Annotated in this window: 16 protein-coding genes; 7 read left to right on the top strand and 9 right to left on the bottom strand. The window is 72.0% G+C overall.

Annotated features, from left to right (window positions below):
- The first annotated feature begins 411 nt into the window (after nucleotides 1–411).
- The gene (locus HDA32_RS17485; RefSeq protein WP_312863224.1) at nucleotides 412–1,638 is read left to right on the top strand and encodes an ROK family protein; all 1,227 of its coding nucleotides are present in this window, start codon (nucleotides 412–414) and stop codon (nucleotides 1,636–1,638) included.
- A 139-nt stretch (nucleotides 1,639–1,777) separates the two neighbouring features.
- Nucleotides 1,778–2,695 carry an SDR family oxidoreductase gene (locus HDA32_RS17480; protein WP_179644201.1) on the top strand — a complete coding sequence of 306 codons (918 nt, stop codon included), beginning with the start codon at nucleotides 1,778–1,780 and terminating at the stop codon, nucleotides 2,693–2,695.
- Nucleotides 2,696–2,730: 35 nt separating this feature from the next.
- Here HDA32_RS17480 and HDA32_RS17475 read toward each other — a convergent pair whose 3' ends face one another.
- The gene (locus HDA32_RS17475; RefSeq protein ID WP_179644200.1) at nucleotides 2,731–3,183 is read right to left on the bottom strand and encodes a DoxX family protein; all 453 of its coding nucleotides are present in this window, start codon (nucleotides 3,181–3,183) and stop codon (nucleotides 2,731–2,733) included.
- Nucleotides 3,184–3,370: 187 nt separating this feature from the next.
- On the opposite strand from HDA32_RS17475, the gene HDA32_RS17470 reads away from it, so the two are divergent.
- Nucleotides 3,371–3,808, top strand: a complete 438-nt coding sequence (locus HDA32_RS17470) for an STAS domain-containing protein (protein WP_218882509.1) — start codon at nucleotides 3,371–3,373, stop codon at nucleotides 3,806–3,808.
- Here the strand turns inward: HDA32_RS17470 and HDA32_RS17465 are convergent.
- From HDA32_RS17465 to HDA32_RS17455, 3 genes are all read right to left on the bottom strand, one after another.
- A complete protein-coding gene (locus HDA32_RS17465) occupies nucleotides 3,698–4,732 on the bottom strand; it encodes a sigma-70 family RNA polymerase sigma factor (protein WP_179644199.1) in 1,035 nt (344 codons plus the stop codon). The two genes, HDA32_RS17470 and HDA32_RS17465, sit on opposite strands and share 111 nt — an antisense overlap.
- A gap of 141 nt (nucleotides 4,733–4,873) precedes the next feature.
- The gene (locus HDA32_RS17460) at nucleotides 4,874–6,175 is read right to left on the bottom strand and encodes a TrkH family potassium uptake protein (RefSeq protein ID WP_376767020.1); all 1,302 of its coding nucleotides are present in this window, start codon (nucleotides 6,173–6,175) and stop codon (nucleotides 4,874–4,876) included.
- A 344-nt stretch (nucleotides 6,176–6,519) separates the two neighbouring features.
- Nucleotides 6,520–7,758: a phospholipase D-like domain-containing protein gene (locus HDA32_RS17455; RefSeq protein ID WP_179644198.1), complete on the bottom strand. Its 1,239-nt coding sequence runs from the start codon at nucleotides 7,756–7,758 to the stop codon at nucleotides 6,520–6,522.
- Nucleotides 7,759–7,863: 105 nt separating this feature from the next.
- Between HDA32_RS17455 and HDA32_RS17450 the strand changes: the two genes are divergently transcribed.
- Both HDA32_RS17450 and HDA32_RS17445 read left to right on the top strand, forming a co-directional pair.
- Nucleotides 7,864–8,328 (top strand): sigma-70 family RNA polymerase sigma factor, encoded by a 465-nt coding sequence (locus HDA32_RS17450; RefSeq protein ID WP_246335054.1) that lies wholly within the window; start codon nucleotides 7,864–7,866, stop codon nucleotides 8,326–8,328.
- A 177-nt stretch (nucleotides 8,329–8,505) separates the two neighbouring features.
- Nucleotides 8,506–8,949: an STAS domain-containing protein gene (locus HDA32_RS17445; protein ID WP_179644196.1), complete on the top strand. Its 444-nt coding sequence runs from the start codon at nucleotides 8,506–8,508 to the stop codon at nucleotides 8,947–8,949.
- Nucleotides 8,950–9,059: 110 nt separating this feature from the next.
- Here the strand turns inward: HDA32_RS17445 and HDA32_RS17440 are convergent, their stop codons facing one another.
- A complete protein-coding gene (locus HDA32_RS17440) occupies nucleotides 9,060–10,631 on the bottom strand; it encodes a carbamoyltransferase C-terminal domain-containing protein (protein WP_179644195.1) in 1,572 nt (523 codons plus the stop codon).
- A 79-nt stretch (nucleotides 10,632–10,710) separates the two neighbouring features.
- Nucleotides 10,711–11,277: a hemerythrin domain-containing protein gene (locus HDA32_RS17435; RefSeq protein WP_179644194.1), complete on the bottom strand. Its 567-nt coding sequence runs from the start codon at nucleotides 11,275–11,277 to the stop codon at nucleotides 10,711–10,713.
- 241 nt (nucleotides 11,278–11,518) lie between these two features.
- Here HDA32_RS17435 and HDA32_RS17430 point away from each other — a divergent pair, with 241 nt between their 5' ends.
- The gene (locus HDA32_RS17430; protein ID WP_179644193.1) at nucleotides 11,519–12,346 is read left to right on the top strand and encodes an aldo/keto reductase; all 828 of its coding nucleotides are present in this window, start codon (nucleotides 11,519–11,521) and stop codon (nucleotides 12,344–12,346) included.
- A 70-nt stretch (nucleotides 12,347–12,416) separates the two neighbouring features.
- Here HDA32_RS17430 and HDA32_RS17425 read toward each other — a convergent pair whose 3' ends face one another.
- Both HDA32_RS17425 and HDA32_RS17420 read right to left on the bottom strand, forming a co-directional pair.
- Nucleotides 12,417–12,575: a hypothetical protein gene (locus HDA32_RS17425; protein ID WP_179644192.1), complete on the bottom strand. Its 159-nt coding sequence runs from the start codon at nucleotides 12,573–12,575 to the stop codon at nucleotides 12,417–12,419.
- 49 nt (nucleotides 12,576–12,624) lie between these two features.
- Entirely contained in the window at nucleotides 12,625–12,786 is a 162-nt protein-coding gene (locus HDA32_RS17420; protein ID WP_179644191.1) for a hypothetical protein, read from the bottom strand.
- 131 nt (nucleotides 12,787–12,917) lie between these two features.
- Here HDA32_RS17420 and HDA32_RS17415 point away from each other — a divergent pair, with 131 nt between their 5' ends.
- Nucleotides 12,918–13,709: an alpha/beta hydrolase family protein gene (locus HDA32_RS17415; RefSeq protein ID WP_179644190.1), complete on the top strand. Its 792-nt coding sequence runs from the start codon at nucleotides 12,918–12,920 to the stop codon at nucleotides 13,707–13,709.
- Between the two features lie 27 nt (nucleotides 13,710–13,736).
- On the opposite strand, the gene HDA32_RS17410 is transcribed toward HDA32_RS17415, so the two are convergent.
- Nucleotides 13,737–14,615: a sulfotransferase gene (locus HDA32_RS17410; RefSeq protein ID WP_179644189.1), complete on the bottom strand. Its 879-nt coding sequence runs from the start codon at nucleotides 14,613–14,615 to the stop codon at nucleotides 13,737–13,739.
- Between the last annotated feature and the right edge of the window lie 121 nt (nucleotides 14,616–14,736).

The raw sequence follows: 14,736 nt of genomic DNA, 5'->3' as shown, positions 1-14,736 counted from the left end.
CTCCGGCCGTGCCCCCGGGGGCTGGACCAAGTCGCTCGGTTTCAGGCATTGTTAAGCAGCCAAATAAAGAAAGTCAAGGCCGCATGTGACCTTGCTCTCCGCCGAGCGGGACTGGTAGGCGAGGAGGGGCTCGGGCCGCCCGGGGCGCCGATCGGGGAGGGGGCGGGCCGTGCGGATCCGGGCCGGGGGCGGGGCCGGCGGAGCGCATCGACACGAGAAGGGGACCGGGCGGGGCCTGGGCCGACCGGGCGCGTCCGGACCCCTATCCTTAAATAAGGCGAACTAATAAAGTCGCGCAGCGTGCGGTCCGAGGAAGCGCATCGGCATCGCCGGCGCCATGCAAGGACGCGAGCGGAGGTTCCAGTGGGCGGGCCGGCACGGGCCATACCTCATGCGAGCAGCAGGTCGGCGGTGCTCGACGTGATCAGGGCTGCGGGAACGATCAGCCGGGTCGGGCTCATCGACGCGACCGGATTCACCGGCGCGACGATCTCCACCGTCGTCCGCAAGCTCATCGACGACGGACTCGTGCTCGAGACCGGGCGCGCGGAGTCCACCGGCGGCAAGCCCCGCGTGCTGCTTCAGCTCAACCCGTCGTCCCGGTACGCGGTCGGCATCCACCTGGACCACTCCGGCATCGCCTACGTGCTCACCGACCTCGGCGGCTCCGTCGTGGCCCGGATGACCCGCGCGGGCGCCGGAGCGGAGGACCCCCCGGTCATCGTCGACCGGATGGCCCGCGAGGTGCACGCGCTCATCGACGGGGTCGGCGTCGAGCGGGACCGGGTGCTCGGCGCGGGGCTGGTGTCCCCCGGGCCGCTGACCCCGACCAGCGGCATGCGCCTGGCTCCGCCGCCGATGCGGCACTGGGAGGACTTCCCGCTCGACCAGGCGCTGGAGCGGGCCATCGGGCTGCCGGTCGTCCTGGGCAACGACGCCACCGCCGCGGCCCTCGGCGAGTACTGGTCCGGCGTCATCAACGGCTCCTCGACCTTCGCGGCCGTCTACATGTGCACCGGCATCGGCGCCGGCATGCTGGTCAACGGGATCCCCTACCACGGCGCCAGCGGCAACGCCGGCGAGATCGGGCACATCTGCCTCGACGTGGAGGGCCCCGAGTGCTGGTGCGGTGCGCGCGGGTGCACCGAGGTCCTCGCCGGGCCGGCCGCGGTCGTCGCCGCGGCCCGCGCCGACGCCGGGCTCGCCCGCGCGGTCGGCCTGGCCGGCGGCCGCACGCGCTCGCGGCCGTCCGTGGCGGCGGAGTTCGCGGCGGTCGCGCGTGCCGCCCGCCGCGGTGAACCGGCGGCGCGCGCCATCATGGAGCGGTCGGCGCGCTACCTCGCGGTCGCCGTGCGCACGCTGGCCAACGTCATGGACCTCGACCTGCTCGTGCTCACCGGTCCGAGCCTGGCGGTCGCGGGCTCGACCTACCTGCCGGTGATCCAGGACGAGCTCGACCGCGCGTTCTTCTCGCGGGCCACGCACTCGGTCGACGTCCGGCTCTCCAAGTCGGCGGCCACCGCGCCCGCCATCGGCGCGGCGAGCATGGTGCTGCAGACCGAACTCGTCCCACTGCAGCCGGGAATGCGCCTGCCGGACAACCTCGCCGAGTCCGAGCGGATTCACACCCGCGCCTGAGCGGCTTCGAGCCGGAGCCCAGGCCGCGCATTTCGCGGAACCCCGGCGCGGACGCGGGCGGGATACCTGACGCGGGGTGGCAGTCTCCCGGCCTGGAAAGGCGGGGAGGACATCGGTGGAACGAGGAGGAGCGCGCGGGATGAGCAAAGCGCTGGACGGCAGGGTCGCGCTGGTCGCGGGCGGTACCCGGGGTGGGGGACGGGCCATCGCGGTGGAGCTGGGCCGGGCCGGGGCGACGGTCTACGTCACCGGCCGGACCACGCGCGGGCACCGCTCGGAGATGGGGCGGCCCGAGACCATCGAGGAGACCGCCGAGCTGGTGGCCGAGGCCGGCGGCACCGCGATCGCGGTCCGGGTCGACCATCTGGTGCCCGACGAGGTGCGGGCGCTGATCGAGCGGATCGACGCCGAACAGGGGCGGCTCGACGTGCTGGTCAACGACGTCTGGGGCGGCGACGTGTACCTCGAGTTCGGCCGCCGGCTGTGGGAGCACCCCCTGGACGAGGGGCTGCGCATGCTGCGGTTGGGCATCGACACCCACGCCATCACCAGCCACTTCGCGCTGCCGCTGGTGATCCGCGACCCCGGCGGACTGGTGGTCGAGATGACCGACGGCACAGCCGAGTTCAACGCGGCCTACCGCGCCGACGCAGGGTTCTTCTACGACCTGGTCAAGGTGTCGGTGCAGCGCATGGCGCTGGCCCAGGCCGAGGAGCTGAAGCCGTTCGGCGGGACCGCGGTGGCGGTGACGCCGGGCTGGCTGCGCTCGGAGGCGATGCTCGACCTCTTCGGGGTCACCGAGGACAACTGGCGCGACGCCACGGCGGCCCAGCCGCACTTCTGCATCTCCGAATCACCGGCCTACGTCGGCCGGGCGGTCGCCGCGCTGGCCGCCGACCCCCGGGTGGCGCGCTGGTCCGGCCAAACGCTGTCCAGCGGCCACCTCGCCGGGGTCTACGACTTCACCGACACCGACGGCACCCGGCCCGACTTCTGGCGCTACGCCCCCGAGGTCCAGTACGCGGGCCGCCCCGCCGACGACACCGGGTACCGCTGACCGCCGCGGGCGGTCGCCTCCCCGCCCGCGTGCCCTCACGCGCTGCGGGCGCGGTGTCCCGGCGCCCGGAGAACCGCCGAGACCCGCTCGGCGAGCTGCGCGGTGCGCCCGCGGCGGCCCCAGGCGATGACGGCCATGACCACCATGATGATGATCGGCGTGGCGGCGTTCTGGCCGTCGAACATGACGACCTGGGTGATGAACGCGCCGATCATCAGGCCGATGAAGGCCAGCGCGGAAAGCCCGGAGAGGATCGGGATCAGCAGCGCGACGGCACCGGCCAGTTCCAGGACGCCGATCAGGTACATGAACCAGGCGCCGGTCCCCATCGCCTCGAAGCCCTCCACGGCCGAGGGGTGGGCGATGAGCTTGGGGAGCGCGCTGGCCAGAGCGAAGAAGAGCGCGGTCGGAATCTGCAGCGCCCAGAGCGCGATGTTCGCCCGGCGTCCCGGTGCCGCCGTCCCGCCGGTGCTCGATGCATCGGTCATCGTGGTCTCCTTGCGGTGGATTCGAATGGGTCTTCGAATGGTGGACCCCGCGGCCGCGCGGAACTCATCGGCCCGGCGGCGCCTTTACCTGTTCTTTGCCGGAAGTGCCGGGTGCGGTCCCGCACGCGATGAGTTTCGCCGCGCCGACCGGTCCTTCTTGGTGAACACCAGGAACAGGAGGTCGACGTTGGCTGCTCCCGAGGATTCGCCGACCGCGCGGGCCGGCGCCCCCGGCCGGCCTCCGGGGCCGACCGAGATCGTCGTGGTCCTCGGCGGCCCGATCACCCGCGCCGACGCCCCGCGCCTGTGCGAACGCCTGAGGGCGCTGCTGCGCGGGACCGGGGCCGACGAGGTCGTCTGCGATGTGAGCGGGGTCGCCGATCCGGGCGTCGCCGCGGTCGAGGCCCTGGTCCGGATGCAGCTCACCGCCCGCCGGCTCGGGCACCGCATCAGGCTCCGCCGGGCGTGCGGCGAACTGCGGGAGCTGCTGGCCCTGACGGGCCTGAGCCGCGTCCTACCGCTGGAGGAGCGGACCCGCGGCTTCGAGCCGGTCGGGCAGGCCGAACATCGGGAACAGGCGCTCGGTGTCGAGGAAGGAGTTGAGCCCGACGATCTGCCCCGCTGACACCTCGATGACCTGGAGCGCCCACGGCTCGAAGCCGCCGCCCGCGCCACCGGGCCGGTACTGCCCGAACGCCGGTGAACCGTTCGCGACGACCGGGAGCAGCCGCGACCCGCGGCAGCCGCTGCCGTGCCCGAGCAGCCACGCGCGAATGTCGGCGTGGCCGCGCAGCCACAGCTCGTAGGGCGGCATCGACAGCGTCGCCTCCTCGTGCAGCAGCGAGGTGAGCGAGTCGAGGTCGTAGTGTTCGAAGGCCCTGACGTAGCGGGCCAGCAGCGCGCTCTGGGCCTCGTCCAGCGGCCGGACCGGGTCGGTGGCGGCGACGTTGCCCGCGGCGAGCGCGGCCCGCGCCCGCTGCAGCGCGCTGTTGACCGAGGCGACCGTGGTGTCGAGCAGGTCGGCGACCTCGCTCGCCTTCCAGGCCAGCACCTCCCGCAGGATCAGCACCGCCCGCTGCCGGGGCGCCAGGTGCTGCAGCGCGGCGACGAACGCCAGGCGGACCGTCTCCCGCGCGGCGGCCCGCTCGGCAGGGTCGCCGTTCTCGGGAACGACGCTGCGGTCGGGGACCGGCTCGATCCACGTGGTCTCCGGCATCGGGGCCCCCACGTCGGTGGTCGCCGCCACCGGCGAGGCCAGGTCCATGGGGCGCGCCCTGCGCTCCCGCCCTTTCAGGATGTCGAGGCACACGTTGGTCGCGATGCGGTACAGCCACGACCGCAGCGATGCCCGGCCCTCGAAGCGGTCGATGCCCCGCCACGCCCGCACCATCGTCTCCTGCACGGCGTCCTCGGCCTCGAACGCCGACCCCAGCATCCGGTAGCAGTACCCGGTCAGCTCCACCCGGTGCCGCTCCAACCGGGACTCCACGTCCCCGGACGCGCCCGGCCGCGCGCCCTCGGCCGCGTCCGTCGCGGTGAGATCACCCATGATTCTCCCATCAAGCGCCGACGACCACCGTGTCGAACTCCGGACCGGGAATCCGATGGGCGAGCACGCGCCCGGTTCGCCGTTTTCGTTCACGGTACAGCCGGGGTGAGACAGCCACCCGGGTGAACCTCTCAGCCCTGGTCAGCCGACTGTCGGGCGCTCCTCGGGGTACTCGATGCGCCGCGCCCGGCGGCGCAGCGCCAGCGCGGTGGCGAGGGTGATGGGCCCGATCCGGCCGATGAACATCAGCAGGCACAGGATCAGCTGCCCGGCCACGGGGATGTCCGCGGTGATGCCGGTGGACAGCCCCACCGTGGCGAAGGCCGAGATCACCTCGAACAGGATCTGGTCGAGGGTGAAAGGGGTGATGGTCATCAGGACGAGGGTGGACACGAACACCAGTCCCACGGCCAGCAGGGCGACCACGAGCGCCTGCTGCTCCACCCCGGCGGACAGGCGGCGGTCCCCGACGTGCACCGTCGGCTCCCCCCTGACGTTGGCGTAGATCACGAACGCCAGCAGCGCGAACGTGGTGACCTTGATGCCGCCGGCCGTGCCCGCGCTGCCCCCGCCGACGAACATCAGCATGTCGGTGACGAACAGCGTCTGGGTCTGGAACCCGCCGACGTCGAGGCTGTTGAAACCGGCGGTGCGCGGCATCGCGCTGTGGAAGAAGCCCGACAGCAGCCTGTCGCCGGTGTCCATGGGGCCCAGGGTCCGGGGATTGGTCCACTCCAGCGCGGTGACCAGGACGGTCCCCACGACGAGTAGCACAGCGGTGACCGACAGGGTGATCCGGGCGTGCAGCGACCAGCGCCGGCGGGGGCCGGGTTCGCGCCGCCGCCGGATCTCGATCCAGACGGGGAAGCCCAACCCGCCCGCGATCACCGCCAGGGCGATGGGCAGGATGATCCAGGGGTCGGTGGCGAAACCCATCAGGCTGTCGGAGTACAGCGCGAACCCGGCGTTGTTGAACGCCGAGACCGCGTGGAACACCCCGTGGTAGAGCGCCCTGCCGGGAGCGTAGCCGTAACCGACGAGGAAGCGCGCGGTGAGCGCCGCCGCGGTGACCGTCTCGAACAGCAGGCTGAACCAGATGATCCCGAAGATCACCCTGCGGACCTCGCTCAGCGTGACGGCCTTGGACTCCACTCCCACAGAGAGCTGGAGTTTGAGCCTGATGCGATGCCTGACGGCGATGATCAGCACCGAGGCCAGGGTCATGACCCCCACCCCGCCGATCTGGATCAGCCCGAGGATCACCCACTGTCCGGCCGTCGACCAGTGCGCGGCGGTGTCCACGACGATCAGCCCGGTCACGCACACGGCCGACACCGCGGTGAACAGCGCGGTGACGACCCCGGTCTCCTCACCGCCCGCCGAGGCGTCGGGCAGCATCAGCGTGAGCGTGCCCAACGTGACCACGGCCGTGAACGCGGCCACGGTCACCTGCGGCGGTTTCCACCACCGGCCCACCTCCCGCAGCCGGGGCACCCCGATCCGGTGCGGCCCTCCCCGGTACCGGGGTCGCCGTGTCCGACCGCCGGCGGTTCTGCGCCAAGCCACCATGCCCCCGTCCGTCGCGGTGCCGGTTCCTTCGGAACCGGTCACCGGTGAGAAGATGCGCCCGATCAGGCCGCAACCAGGACAAACTAGAGCAGCCGCCCTGCTCCTACAACGAGTCGGGCGTTAAGAAACCGTCATGATCGGGGCCGCGCCCCCGCCCGATTGAAGACATGTGGTCGGACAGCGGCGCCGGGCGGCGTGCGGACGAGGCGAAGGGCTCGTCAGAGCAGGGGGCGCAAGGGGGCGAGGATCAGTTCGCTCAGTTTGGCGACGAACGGGCGGGCGTGCCACTCCTCCTCGGTCAGCAGCCGCGCGTTGCCGCTGTCGTTGGCGAACACCTCCTCCAGGTGGGCCGCGACCTCGTCGTCGAAGATCTCCACGTTGATCTCGTAGTTGCCGGTGAGGCTCACCCGGTCGACGTTGGCGGTGCCGATCGTGCTCCAGTGGCCGTCGATGGTGGCGGTCTTGGCGTGCATCATGGCGTCCTGGAACAGGCACAGCTTCACGCCGCCGCGCAGCAGCGCCGAGTAGAAGCCGCGGGACAGCCAGTCCGCCACGACGTGGTTGGAGGTCTCGGGGAGCAGGATGCGCACGTCCACCCCGCGCCGGGCCGCGGCGATCAGCGAGCCGAGGATCTCGCGGTCGGGGATGAAGTAGGCCTGGGTGATGTAGATGTGCTCACTGGCCCGGTCGATCGCCTCCAAATACATCGCGCGGATGGGGTAGATGAGCTGTTCGGGGACGTTGCGGTGCGCGCGGATGCTGGAGTCCCAGTGCGGGGCGCCGAGGTCGTCGAACTCCGGCTGGTGGCTCCCGCGGTTCCTGTTCCAGAAGTCGAGGAAGGCGTTCTCCAGCTCCCACACCGACGGCCCCTCCAGGCGCATGTGGGTGTCGCGCCATTCGGTGGCGTACAGGGAGCCCACGTTGTAGCCGCCGACGAAGCCGACCTCGCCGTCCACCGCGAGGATCTTGCGGTGGTCGCGGCCGGACTTGCGGACGTTGAGCAGCAGGACCCCCGGCCGGAACGCCGGGTAGCGGATGGCGTGGACCGACGGAGGGAAGCGCAGGAACGACCGCGGCACGACGAGGTTGGCGAAGCCGTCGTAGATCACGAAGACCTCGACGCCCCGCTCCGCGGCCTCGATCAGGGCGCGCTTGAACTCCTGGCCCACCGCGTCGCCCTTGAGGATGAAGGACTCGAACACGATCCGGTGCCGCGCGCCCCGGATCGCGGCGAGCATGTCGGCGAAGAGGTCCTCGCCGTAGGTGTAGATCGTCACGGTCGTCTCGCCCACCGCGACCGCCTTCGGCTCCGTCCTGGGGAAGCGCCCCCGGCGGGGGCGGCCCCGCTTGCGCCAGATGTCGATGCCGATGAGCCCGATGATCACCGCGATCTGGGTCGCGAACAGGCCGAGCAGCGCGCGCTTGACCATGGTCGTGATGACGGCTCGTCGCTTCATCCGGTCGTCTCCAATCCAGCAGGTCCCCGAGCTCGAACTCCGTGGACTCGACCCGCCCCGGCCGGTACCGGGTGGCCATTGACCGTACCGCTTCGCGGCCCCTCGATGGCGGAGCGCCGTCCTCCCCGCCGCGGGGCGGCCGGGGGTCCGGGCGGTGTTTGCGTTCTCTCGGACCGGGCATGCGTTGGACAGGTCCTAAAGCGCGGCCTGCAGAGCCTGGACGGCCGTGTCCGCCGAGCATGCCGCGCGCACGGCACGGCCGGCCGGACAGCGATCGAGGAAGCACCGCTTTTCCCGCGCGGGGAGTCGTCGACTCGGGAAAAGGAGGAGCCCTGCCATGCCCGTCTCGAACGCGCACATCGTTGGGAATACGTCGTGGACCGCGAAGCACTGAAGATCGCGTTGGCCGAACTGCCCGCCGGGGAGCGGCGCGTCGTCGTACTGCGCTTCTTCGGGGGCAAGAGCCCGGCCGAGATCGCCGAGCTGCTCGGGACGTCCCAGGCGCACGTCCGCGGCCTGCTCTCCCGAACGCTCGAACGGCTGCACGACAGCCTCATGGCCACGGCCTGAACCGCGCTCATCACGAACGGGACCCGTGTGGTGTTTGAGGTCCCGTGATCGCGGGCAGCCGTCCCACCAGGTCCAGAAGCGTGGCCTGAGGTGGGGGAGTCCGGCGGGGAGCATGCGGTTCCGCATCGCCGAGGCGATCCCGCCATAGGATCATTGATTCGCTTTTGGCGGGTGAAAATGAAGCAGCAGACGCAGATCATCGCCAAAGTCGCCCACATCGGGCGTGGTGTCATCGTCACCTTTCCGCAGAGCATCGAGGAGCGGCACGGCCGCTGCCTGCGCGAGCAGTTGCTGTGGCTGTTGAACGAGCGCATCGACGAGCTGGCCGTCGACTTCAGCCGCACGATCTTCTGCGATCCCTCGGTGGTCGACGTGGTGGAGCGCGTGTACGCGCGCAGCCGGGCCATGGGGATCCGGCTCTCCTTCGTCGCCGCCGCCGACTCCCCGGCCGCGCGGGTGCTGCATGAATCCGGACTGACCCGGGTGCTGCACACCTACGCGACCCGTGAGCAGGCCGAGCACGAACTCGCCGGCGCCTCCCGCGCCCGCAGCGCCGAGGAGCGCACGCCGGGCAACGTGCCCGCACCGCGGGACCACTGGACGGTGCCCCTGGCCTCCTGACCGGGCCGCGGCCGCCGCCGGATCGAAGGGCCGGCGGCGGCCCCGCACGGCCGCGCGGCACCGGGGCGCCGCCGCCGTCTCCGGGGCGCCGGGGTCCTGCGGTGGCGGCGTCACCGGGGATCCGGGCCGCTGCGGCGCCGGAACCAGACGCCGTCCACGACCATGTCGTCGATCCCGTGGGACTCGCAGAACCCGGTCAGGTCGGACATGCGGTTGATGAACCCCTTGGCCTTGAAGTTCAGCGACGTGTTGCACAGGACCCCGACGCCCCGCTGCGCGGCGAAGGCCGACAGCAGCTCGTGCAGCGGCCCGTTGTCCGCCCGGGCCACGGTCTGCACCCGCGCCGACCCGTCCGCGTGCGTGACCGCCCCCATGTCCGTGCGGCGCAGCATGCGGAAGTAGAGCATGTGGGGATCGGGGAAGTCCTCGCGGAAGACCTCGCCGACGTCCTCGATCCGGCAGCACGGCGCGATGGGGCGGTAGTCCTCGCGCTTCTTGATCGCGTTGAGCCGGTCCCTGGTGGCCGCGTGGAAGGGCTCGGCGAGGATCGACCGCCCGCCCAGCGCCCTGGGCCCGATCTCCCACCGGCCCTGCACCCAGGCGGCGACGTGGCCGTCGGAGATCGCCCGGGCCAGCCCGCGGTGGTCCAGGGGACGCCTGACCCACGTCCTCGGGTCGGGTTCGCTGTCCCAGACGAACTCCAGCCCGCTGTGGACGTCCCAGTCGATGTGGGGGTCGCCCGTGCTCGCGCACAGAGCGTCGATCGCCGTTCCCAGCGCCGACCCCGAGTCGTTGGTGCACGGCGGCACGAAGACCGAGGAGAAGTGCTCCGACCTCCGCCACAGCGCGTTCCAGTCGCAGTTGAGCCCGCAGCCGCCCGAGATGCGCAGGGGGAGCCCCTGCGGCAGGTGCTCCTCGGCCGCGTCGGCGAAGACCTCGAACATCCTGCGGCTCAGCAGCGCGGCGGCCGTTGTGGCGGCGTCGGAGGTCACACCGGCGTTGTAGAACGGTGCGCCGCGGAACTCCTCCTTGGGCGCGGGGTAGATGGTGTCGACCTTGAGGATGTGCTCCACCGCCTGCGCGGTCTCGGGGTCGGCGCCGTCGGCGTCGCCGTAGGCCGCCAGCGCCATGAGCTTGCCGCTGACGTCGAGGTCGGGCACGGCCCCGCAGTCGGGGAAGGCCGGATCGGCGACGGCGAACAGGAAGGCGTAGCGCGCCCCGGGCTGGGTCAGCACCGGGACCTCGCGCGTGACGCGGAAGGCCTCGTCCAGGAGGTAGAAGCCTCCGGTGACGCCCTCCCAGACGAGCACGGCCTGCTGCGGGTGGTCCTCCCTCGGCGCCATCCCGACGGCCGCCATGATGTGGGAGCGCACATGGGAGGAGGAGAAGTGGGTGACCTCCGCGCCGAAGAACGCGCCCGGCCGCAGCAGGGGCGCCTGCACCCCGTGGTACCCGGCCCCGATGGACCGCTGCCCCGATCCTCCCGTCGCCCGCCACCCGCCCAGGGCGACGACGTCGGGGACGCGGCCGACCCGCTCCGCCGCCTCCAGGAAGGTCGTGGGCGTCAGATCGCAGTGGCGCGGAAACGAGTCCTTCTCCGACTCCAGCGACAGGAGCAGCCTCCCGTCCTCGATCACGGCCAGCGAACCGTCGTGGCCGGGCTTGAGGCCCATCACCAACATCCCTGCGACTCTCCTCGTCGTCGTGGCCGCGTCCTGCGGGCGCGGCCGAACCATCGGCTCCGTCGGATGGAAAGCGCCGTCAGGTGTGGCGTCCGGTGAGGGCGTCGCGCATGCGGTCGATCATGCCGGCGCCGGGGTCGAGGATGCGGTTGGCCGGCGGGGTGTCGGGGGCGCTGGGGTGCGGGCGGGTGGGGGCGTTCTTCTTGGCCTGGAGCACCTTCTGGCCCAGCTCGGCCAGCTCCTGCTGGGAGCAGGCCTCGCGCAGTCGGGGCAGCAGGTCGTTCTCCTCGTCGGAGACGTGGTGGCGGATGTCGCGGATCAGGGTGGCCAGCAGCTCTTCGAAGCGGGCGTCGCCGGGGTCCAGGCCTTCGAGGTCCTTCATCACGCGCTCGGCCTCGGCGTGCTCCTGGACCTCGTGGTCGGCGATGCGGTCGCCGTCGGCCAGGGCCTTGCGGGCGGCGGGGTACATGTACTGCTCTTCGGCCACGGAGTGGCGCACCAGTTCGGTGATGACGTGGTCGGTGAGCTCCTTGCGGCGCTCGGGCGCCAGGTCGCCCTGCTCCAGTTCGGTGAAGACGCGTTCGACGTCGCGGTGGTCGGAGACGATCACGCCGATCAGGTCGGGGCTCTGCTCGGTCTGGGACACGGGTCCTCCTTCGGATGCGGCCGGTGCGCCACAGGGGCGCCTGCGTTGACGGACTCAACTGCCCAACAACCACCGGAACGAACATCGAAATCCGCGCCGATCCCGGCACGGATTCCCCGATCCAGGGCGATCCCGGCCCGCTCGGGACCCGCTCGGCCGGCGGCGCGGAATGCCGTGCGGGGCAGCGGGGTTGTACGGAAGCGGTAATGATCTTGACCGACTCAACGACGTGGAGTTCTTCATGACTACGGTTCCCGAGGTCACCCTCAACAACGGCGTGCGGATTCCGCAGCTGGGGTTCGGGGTGTGGCAGGTGGACGACGCCGACGTGGTCGAGCCGGTGCGGACCGCGATCGAAACGGGATACCGCAGCATCGACACCGCGGCGGTCTACGGCAACGAGCGGGGCGTCGGTGAGGCCGTCCGCCAGTCCGGGGTGGCCCGCGACGAGCTGTTCGTGACGTCCAAGCTGTGGAACGACGACCATGGCTACGACAGCACGCTTCGCGCCTTCGACGCGACCATGGAGCGGCTCGGGCTGGACCACCTGGACCTGTACCTCATCCACTGGCCGCTGCCCGCGCACGACACCTACGTCGACACCTGGAAGGCGTTCGAGCGGCTCTACGCCGAAGGCCGCGTCCGCGCCATCGGCGTGTCCAACTTCCAGCCCGCGCACCTGAAGCGGGTCATGGCCGAGGGCGGCATCGCCCCGACGGTCAACCAGATCGAGCTGCACCCCAGCCTGGTCCAGGCCGAGCTGCGCGCCTTCCACGCCGAGCACGGCATCGCCACCGAGGCGTGGAGCCCGCTGGGCCAGGGCAACCTGCTCGGCGACCCGGCCATCGGCGCGATCGCCGAGGCCTACGGCAAGACGCCGGCCCAGGTGATCCTGCGCTGGCACCTGCAGTTGGGCAACGTCGTCATCCCGAAGTCGGTCACGCCCGAGCGCATCCGGTCCAACTTCGACGTCTTCGACTTCGAGCTGGCGAGCGGCGACGTGGACGCCATCACCGCCCTCAACGCCGACAAGCGCTTCGGCCCCGACCCCGACCAGCTCGGGGGCTAGGGATCCACGAACGCGAAAGGCCCGCCGACCGCATCGGTCGGCGGGCCTTCGATGTCGCTGCCGCGCGCTCCTAGGCGAGCTCCCTGCGCCTGAGCGCACGGGTCAGCGTGGCATCCGTGCCCGTGCGGACGAGCCGGACGACGTAGACGACGCCGCCGGCGAAGATGCTCACGGGGATCGACATGATCGCGACGAGCATGATCAGCTCTGGAATTCCGAGTGCTCCCATGCCCTCAGGATAAGGACGGCTCGGAGCCCGGCGGCACCGGAGCCCGCTTTCAGGGTCCGGCCGGCGGCCGGGGGCCCTGGTCGGGCGGTGGCGGCGACCCGCGCCGGCGCGTGCCCGTGGTGATGGTCACGGCGATGATGACCGCGGGTACGCCGACCACGACCAGCCCGATGACCACGAGGATGAGGATCTCCCGAAAACCGATGCCCACGGCGATCAGCGTAGCGATTCCCGCGCGGCGGCGGGTCCGGTGCGACCGCGGGTCCGGCCTCTCGGCCGAAGACAGCGGGACCTCCCGGGAGAAGGCGGGTAGCGGCGCGGCCGTCCGGGCACAACCGCGACATGGCACTTTCACCGCGGACCATCAGTTACGGGCGCCATCCCAGCGAGGTGGTGCACCTGTGGCAGCCCACGGTCTTCGGGACCGATCCGCTGCCGGTGGCGGTGCTGCTGCACGGGGGGTGGTGGCGCGACCGCCACGACGCACGCCTGATGGACCCGCTCGCCGCCGACCTCGCCTCGACCGGGTGGCTGGTGTGCAACGCGGAGTACCGGCGCACCGGCGACGACGGGGGCGGCTGGCCGCGCAGCCGCGACGACGTCCTGCGCGCCATCAGGTCGATGCGGACGCTCCTGGACTCCGGAGAGGTCCCGGTCGACTTCGGCGCCGTGGTCGCCATCGGGCACTCGGCCGGCGGCCACCTCGCCCTGCTGGCTGCGCTCGAACTGCCGCTCGCCGCCGTGGTCGCCCTCGCGCCGGTCACCGACCTGCGGCGCTGCGCCGAAGCGGGCCTCGGCGAGGACGCGGTGCCCGACTTCCTCGGCGCGCGGCCGTCCCGGCGGCTCTACCACGACAGCTCGCCGCTGCACCGGCTGCCCATCGGCCGCCCCCAACTGGTCGTGCACGGCGACGCCGACCACCGCGTCCCGGTCGAGCACAGCCGCGACTACGTCGGCGCCGCGCGCGCCGCCGGGGACCCGGTCGACTACCACGAGGTCGCCGGGGCCGACCACTTCGCCGTGATCGACCCCTCCCATCGGGCCTGGCGCGGCGTCCGCGACTGGCTCGCCGCGGGGCACCACCCGGACCGCACGTTCGTGGCGGGGCGCAGCGGGATCGAGGAGGAGCACTGAACCTCCGACGGCCGCGCAAGGGCCAGCTCAGGCGTAGCCCAGCCGGGACAGCTCGGTCTGCGCCGCGGCGTGCACGTCGGCGCACTGCTCGGAGCCGAGGCGCGAGCGCCACGAGCCGGCGCCGTCGGAGTCGGGCCGCACGAGCTCCACGGCCGAGATCCGCGCGCCGGTGAAGGACGACAGCCGCTCGGCGGCCTCGACCTCCCCGCCGGACAGTTCCTCGTAGCGCAGCGTCATCAGCCGCTCGGCGCCCAGCACGCCGCGCAGCCGCGCCGAAAGCCGGACGGCGCTGCGCCAGCGCAGCGCGCACTTGGCGGCGACGGACAGGCGCGGGTAGTCGTCGCGCTCCTGCTCCGACTCGATTCCGAAGAACGGATTGGGGAACTCGTGCTCCAGGTTGGCCATCCCCGGCCGGAACCAGATCAGCGAGTGCTCGTCGTCGAGCATGTCGGCGACCACGTCGCGGCCGTCCCGGATGATCTGCACGAACGCCGCGTCGCCGAAGGCCGTCGTCAGCGCCGCCGCGCTGTAGAGCAGGTCGGGGCTGGCGTCGCCGAACCGGGTCGTCTCACCGGCGTGCCGGCACGGTTCGGCCGCGTCGCGCGCCGCCACGGGACCGCCGGGGCAGCGCGCGCAGGTGTGCGGGGTCAACTGCCACGCCTCGGCGAAGGCGTCGCGCAGCAGCGCCGCGGTGCCCGACTCGCGGCCTTCGGCGATGGAGGGCCGCCGCGCGAAGGCGTACACCGCCGGCAGCACGCTCGGCCGCCCGGCCGTCACGAGGAATCCGGGGGCGCGGCCCAGCGCCCGGGCGACCAGGTCCACACCCGAGTGCGGAGCGCCCAGGACGAAAACGGGGCGTCGGACCTTCGTCCCGTTGACCACGAGGATGTACGGCGGCTGTTTCATGAGTAGGTCGATTTTGGCACTGTTCGTCGGGATTCGCAGCGCCGGGACGGCGCCGCTCGGAGCGGGAGGGCAACGGGAGGCGGGGGCCGCCGGTGCCTGAGACAATGAGCGGGCACCTCGT

It is taken from the genome of Spinactinospora alkalitolerans (assembly GCF_013408795.1).
In the GTDB taxonomy this organism is placed as follows: domain Bacteria; phylum Actinomycetota; class Actinomycetes; order Streptosporangiales; family Streptosporangiaceae; genus Spinactinospora; species Spinactinospora alkalitolerans.
Note: the sequence above shows the minus strand (reverse complement) of the source record. Positions and strands in the feature narration are given on the sequence as shown.

Bases quoted from the DNA above. Each gene is read 5' to 3' on its own strand.
- HDA32_RS17480 (WP_179644201.1), top strand. From the start codon at position 1,778: ATGAGCAAAGCGCTGGACGGCAGGGTCGCGCTGGTCGCGGGCGGTACC.
- HDA32_RS17475 (WP_179644200.1), bottom strand. From the start codon at position 3,183: ATGACCGATGCATCGAGCACCGGCGGGACGGCGGCACCGGGACGCCGG.
- HDA32_RS17465 (WP_179644199.1), bottom strand. From the start codon at position 4,732: ATGGGTGATCTCACCGCGACGGACGCGGCCGAGGGCGCGCGGCCGGGC.
- HDA32_RS17455 (WP_179644198.1), bottom strand. From the start codon at position 7,758: ATGAAGCGACGAGCCGTCATCACGACCATGGTCAAGCGCGCGCTGCTC.
- HDA32_RS17450 (WP_246335054.1), top strand. From the start codon at position 7,864: ATGGCGGAGCGCCGTCCTCCCCGCCGCGGGGCGGCCGGGGGTCCGGGC.
- HDA32_RS17445 (WP_179644196.1), top strand. From the start codon at position 8,506: ATGAAGCAGCAGACGCAGATCATCGCCAAAGTCGCCCACATCGGGCGT.
- HDA32_RS17440 (WP_179644195.1), bottom strand. From the start codon at position 10,631: ATGTTGGTGATGGGCCTCAAGCCCGGCCACGACGGTTCGCTGGCCGTG.
- HDA32_RS17430 (WP_179644193.1), top strand. From the start codon at position 11,519: ATGACTACGGTTCCCGAGGTCACCCTCAACAACGGCGTGCGGATTCCG.
- HDA32_RS17425 (WP_179644192.1), bottom strand. From the start codon at position 12,575: ATGGGAGCACTCGGAATTCCAGAGCTGATCATGCTCGTCGCGATCATG.
- HDA32_RS17415 (WP_179644190.1), top strand. From the start codon at position 12,918: ATGGCACTTTCACCGCGGACCATCAGTTACGGGCGCCATCCCAGCGAG.
- HDA32_RS17410 (WP_179644189.1), bottom strand. From the start codon at position 14,615: ATGAAACAGCCGCCGTACATCCTCGTGGTCAACGGGACGAAGGTCCGA.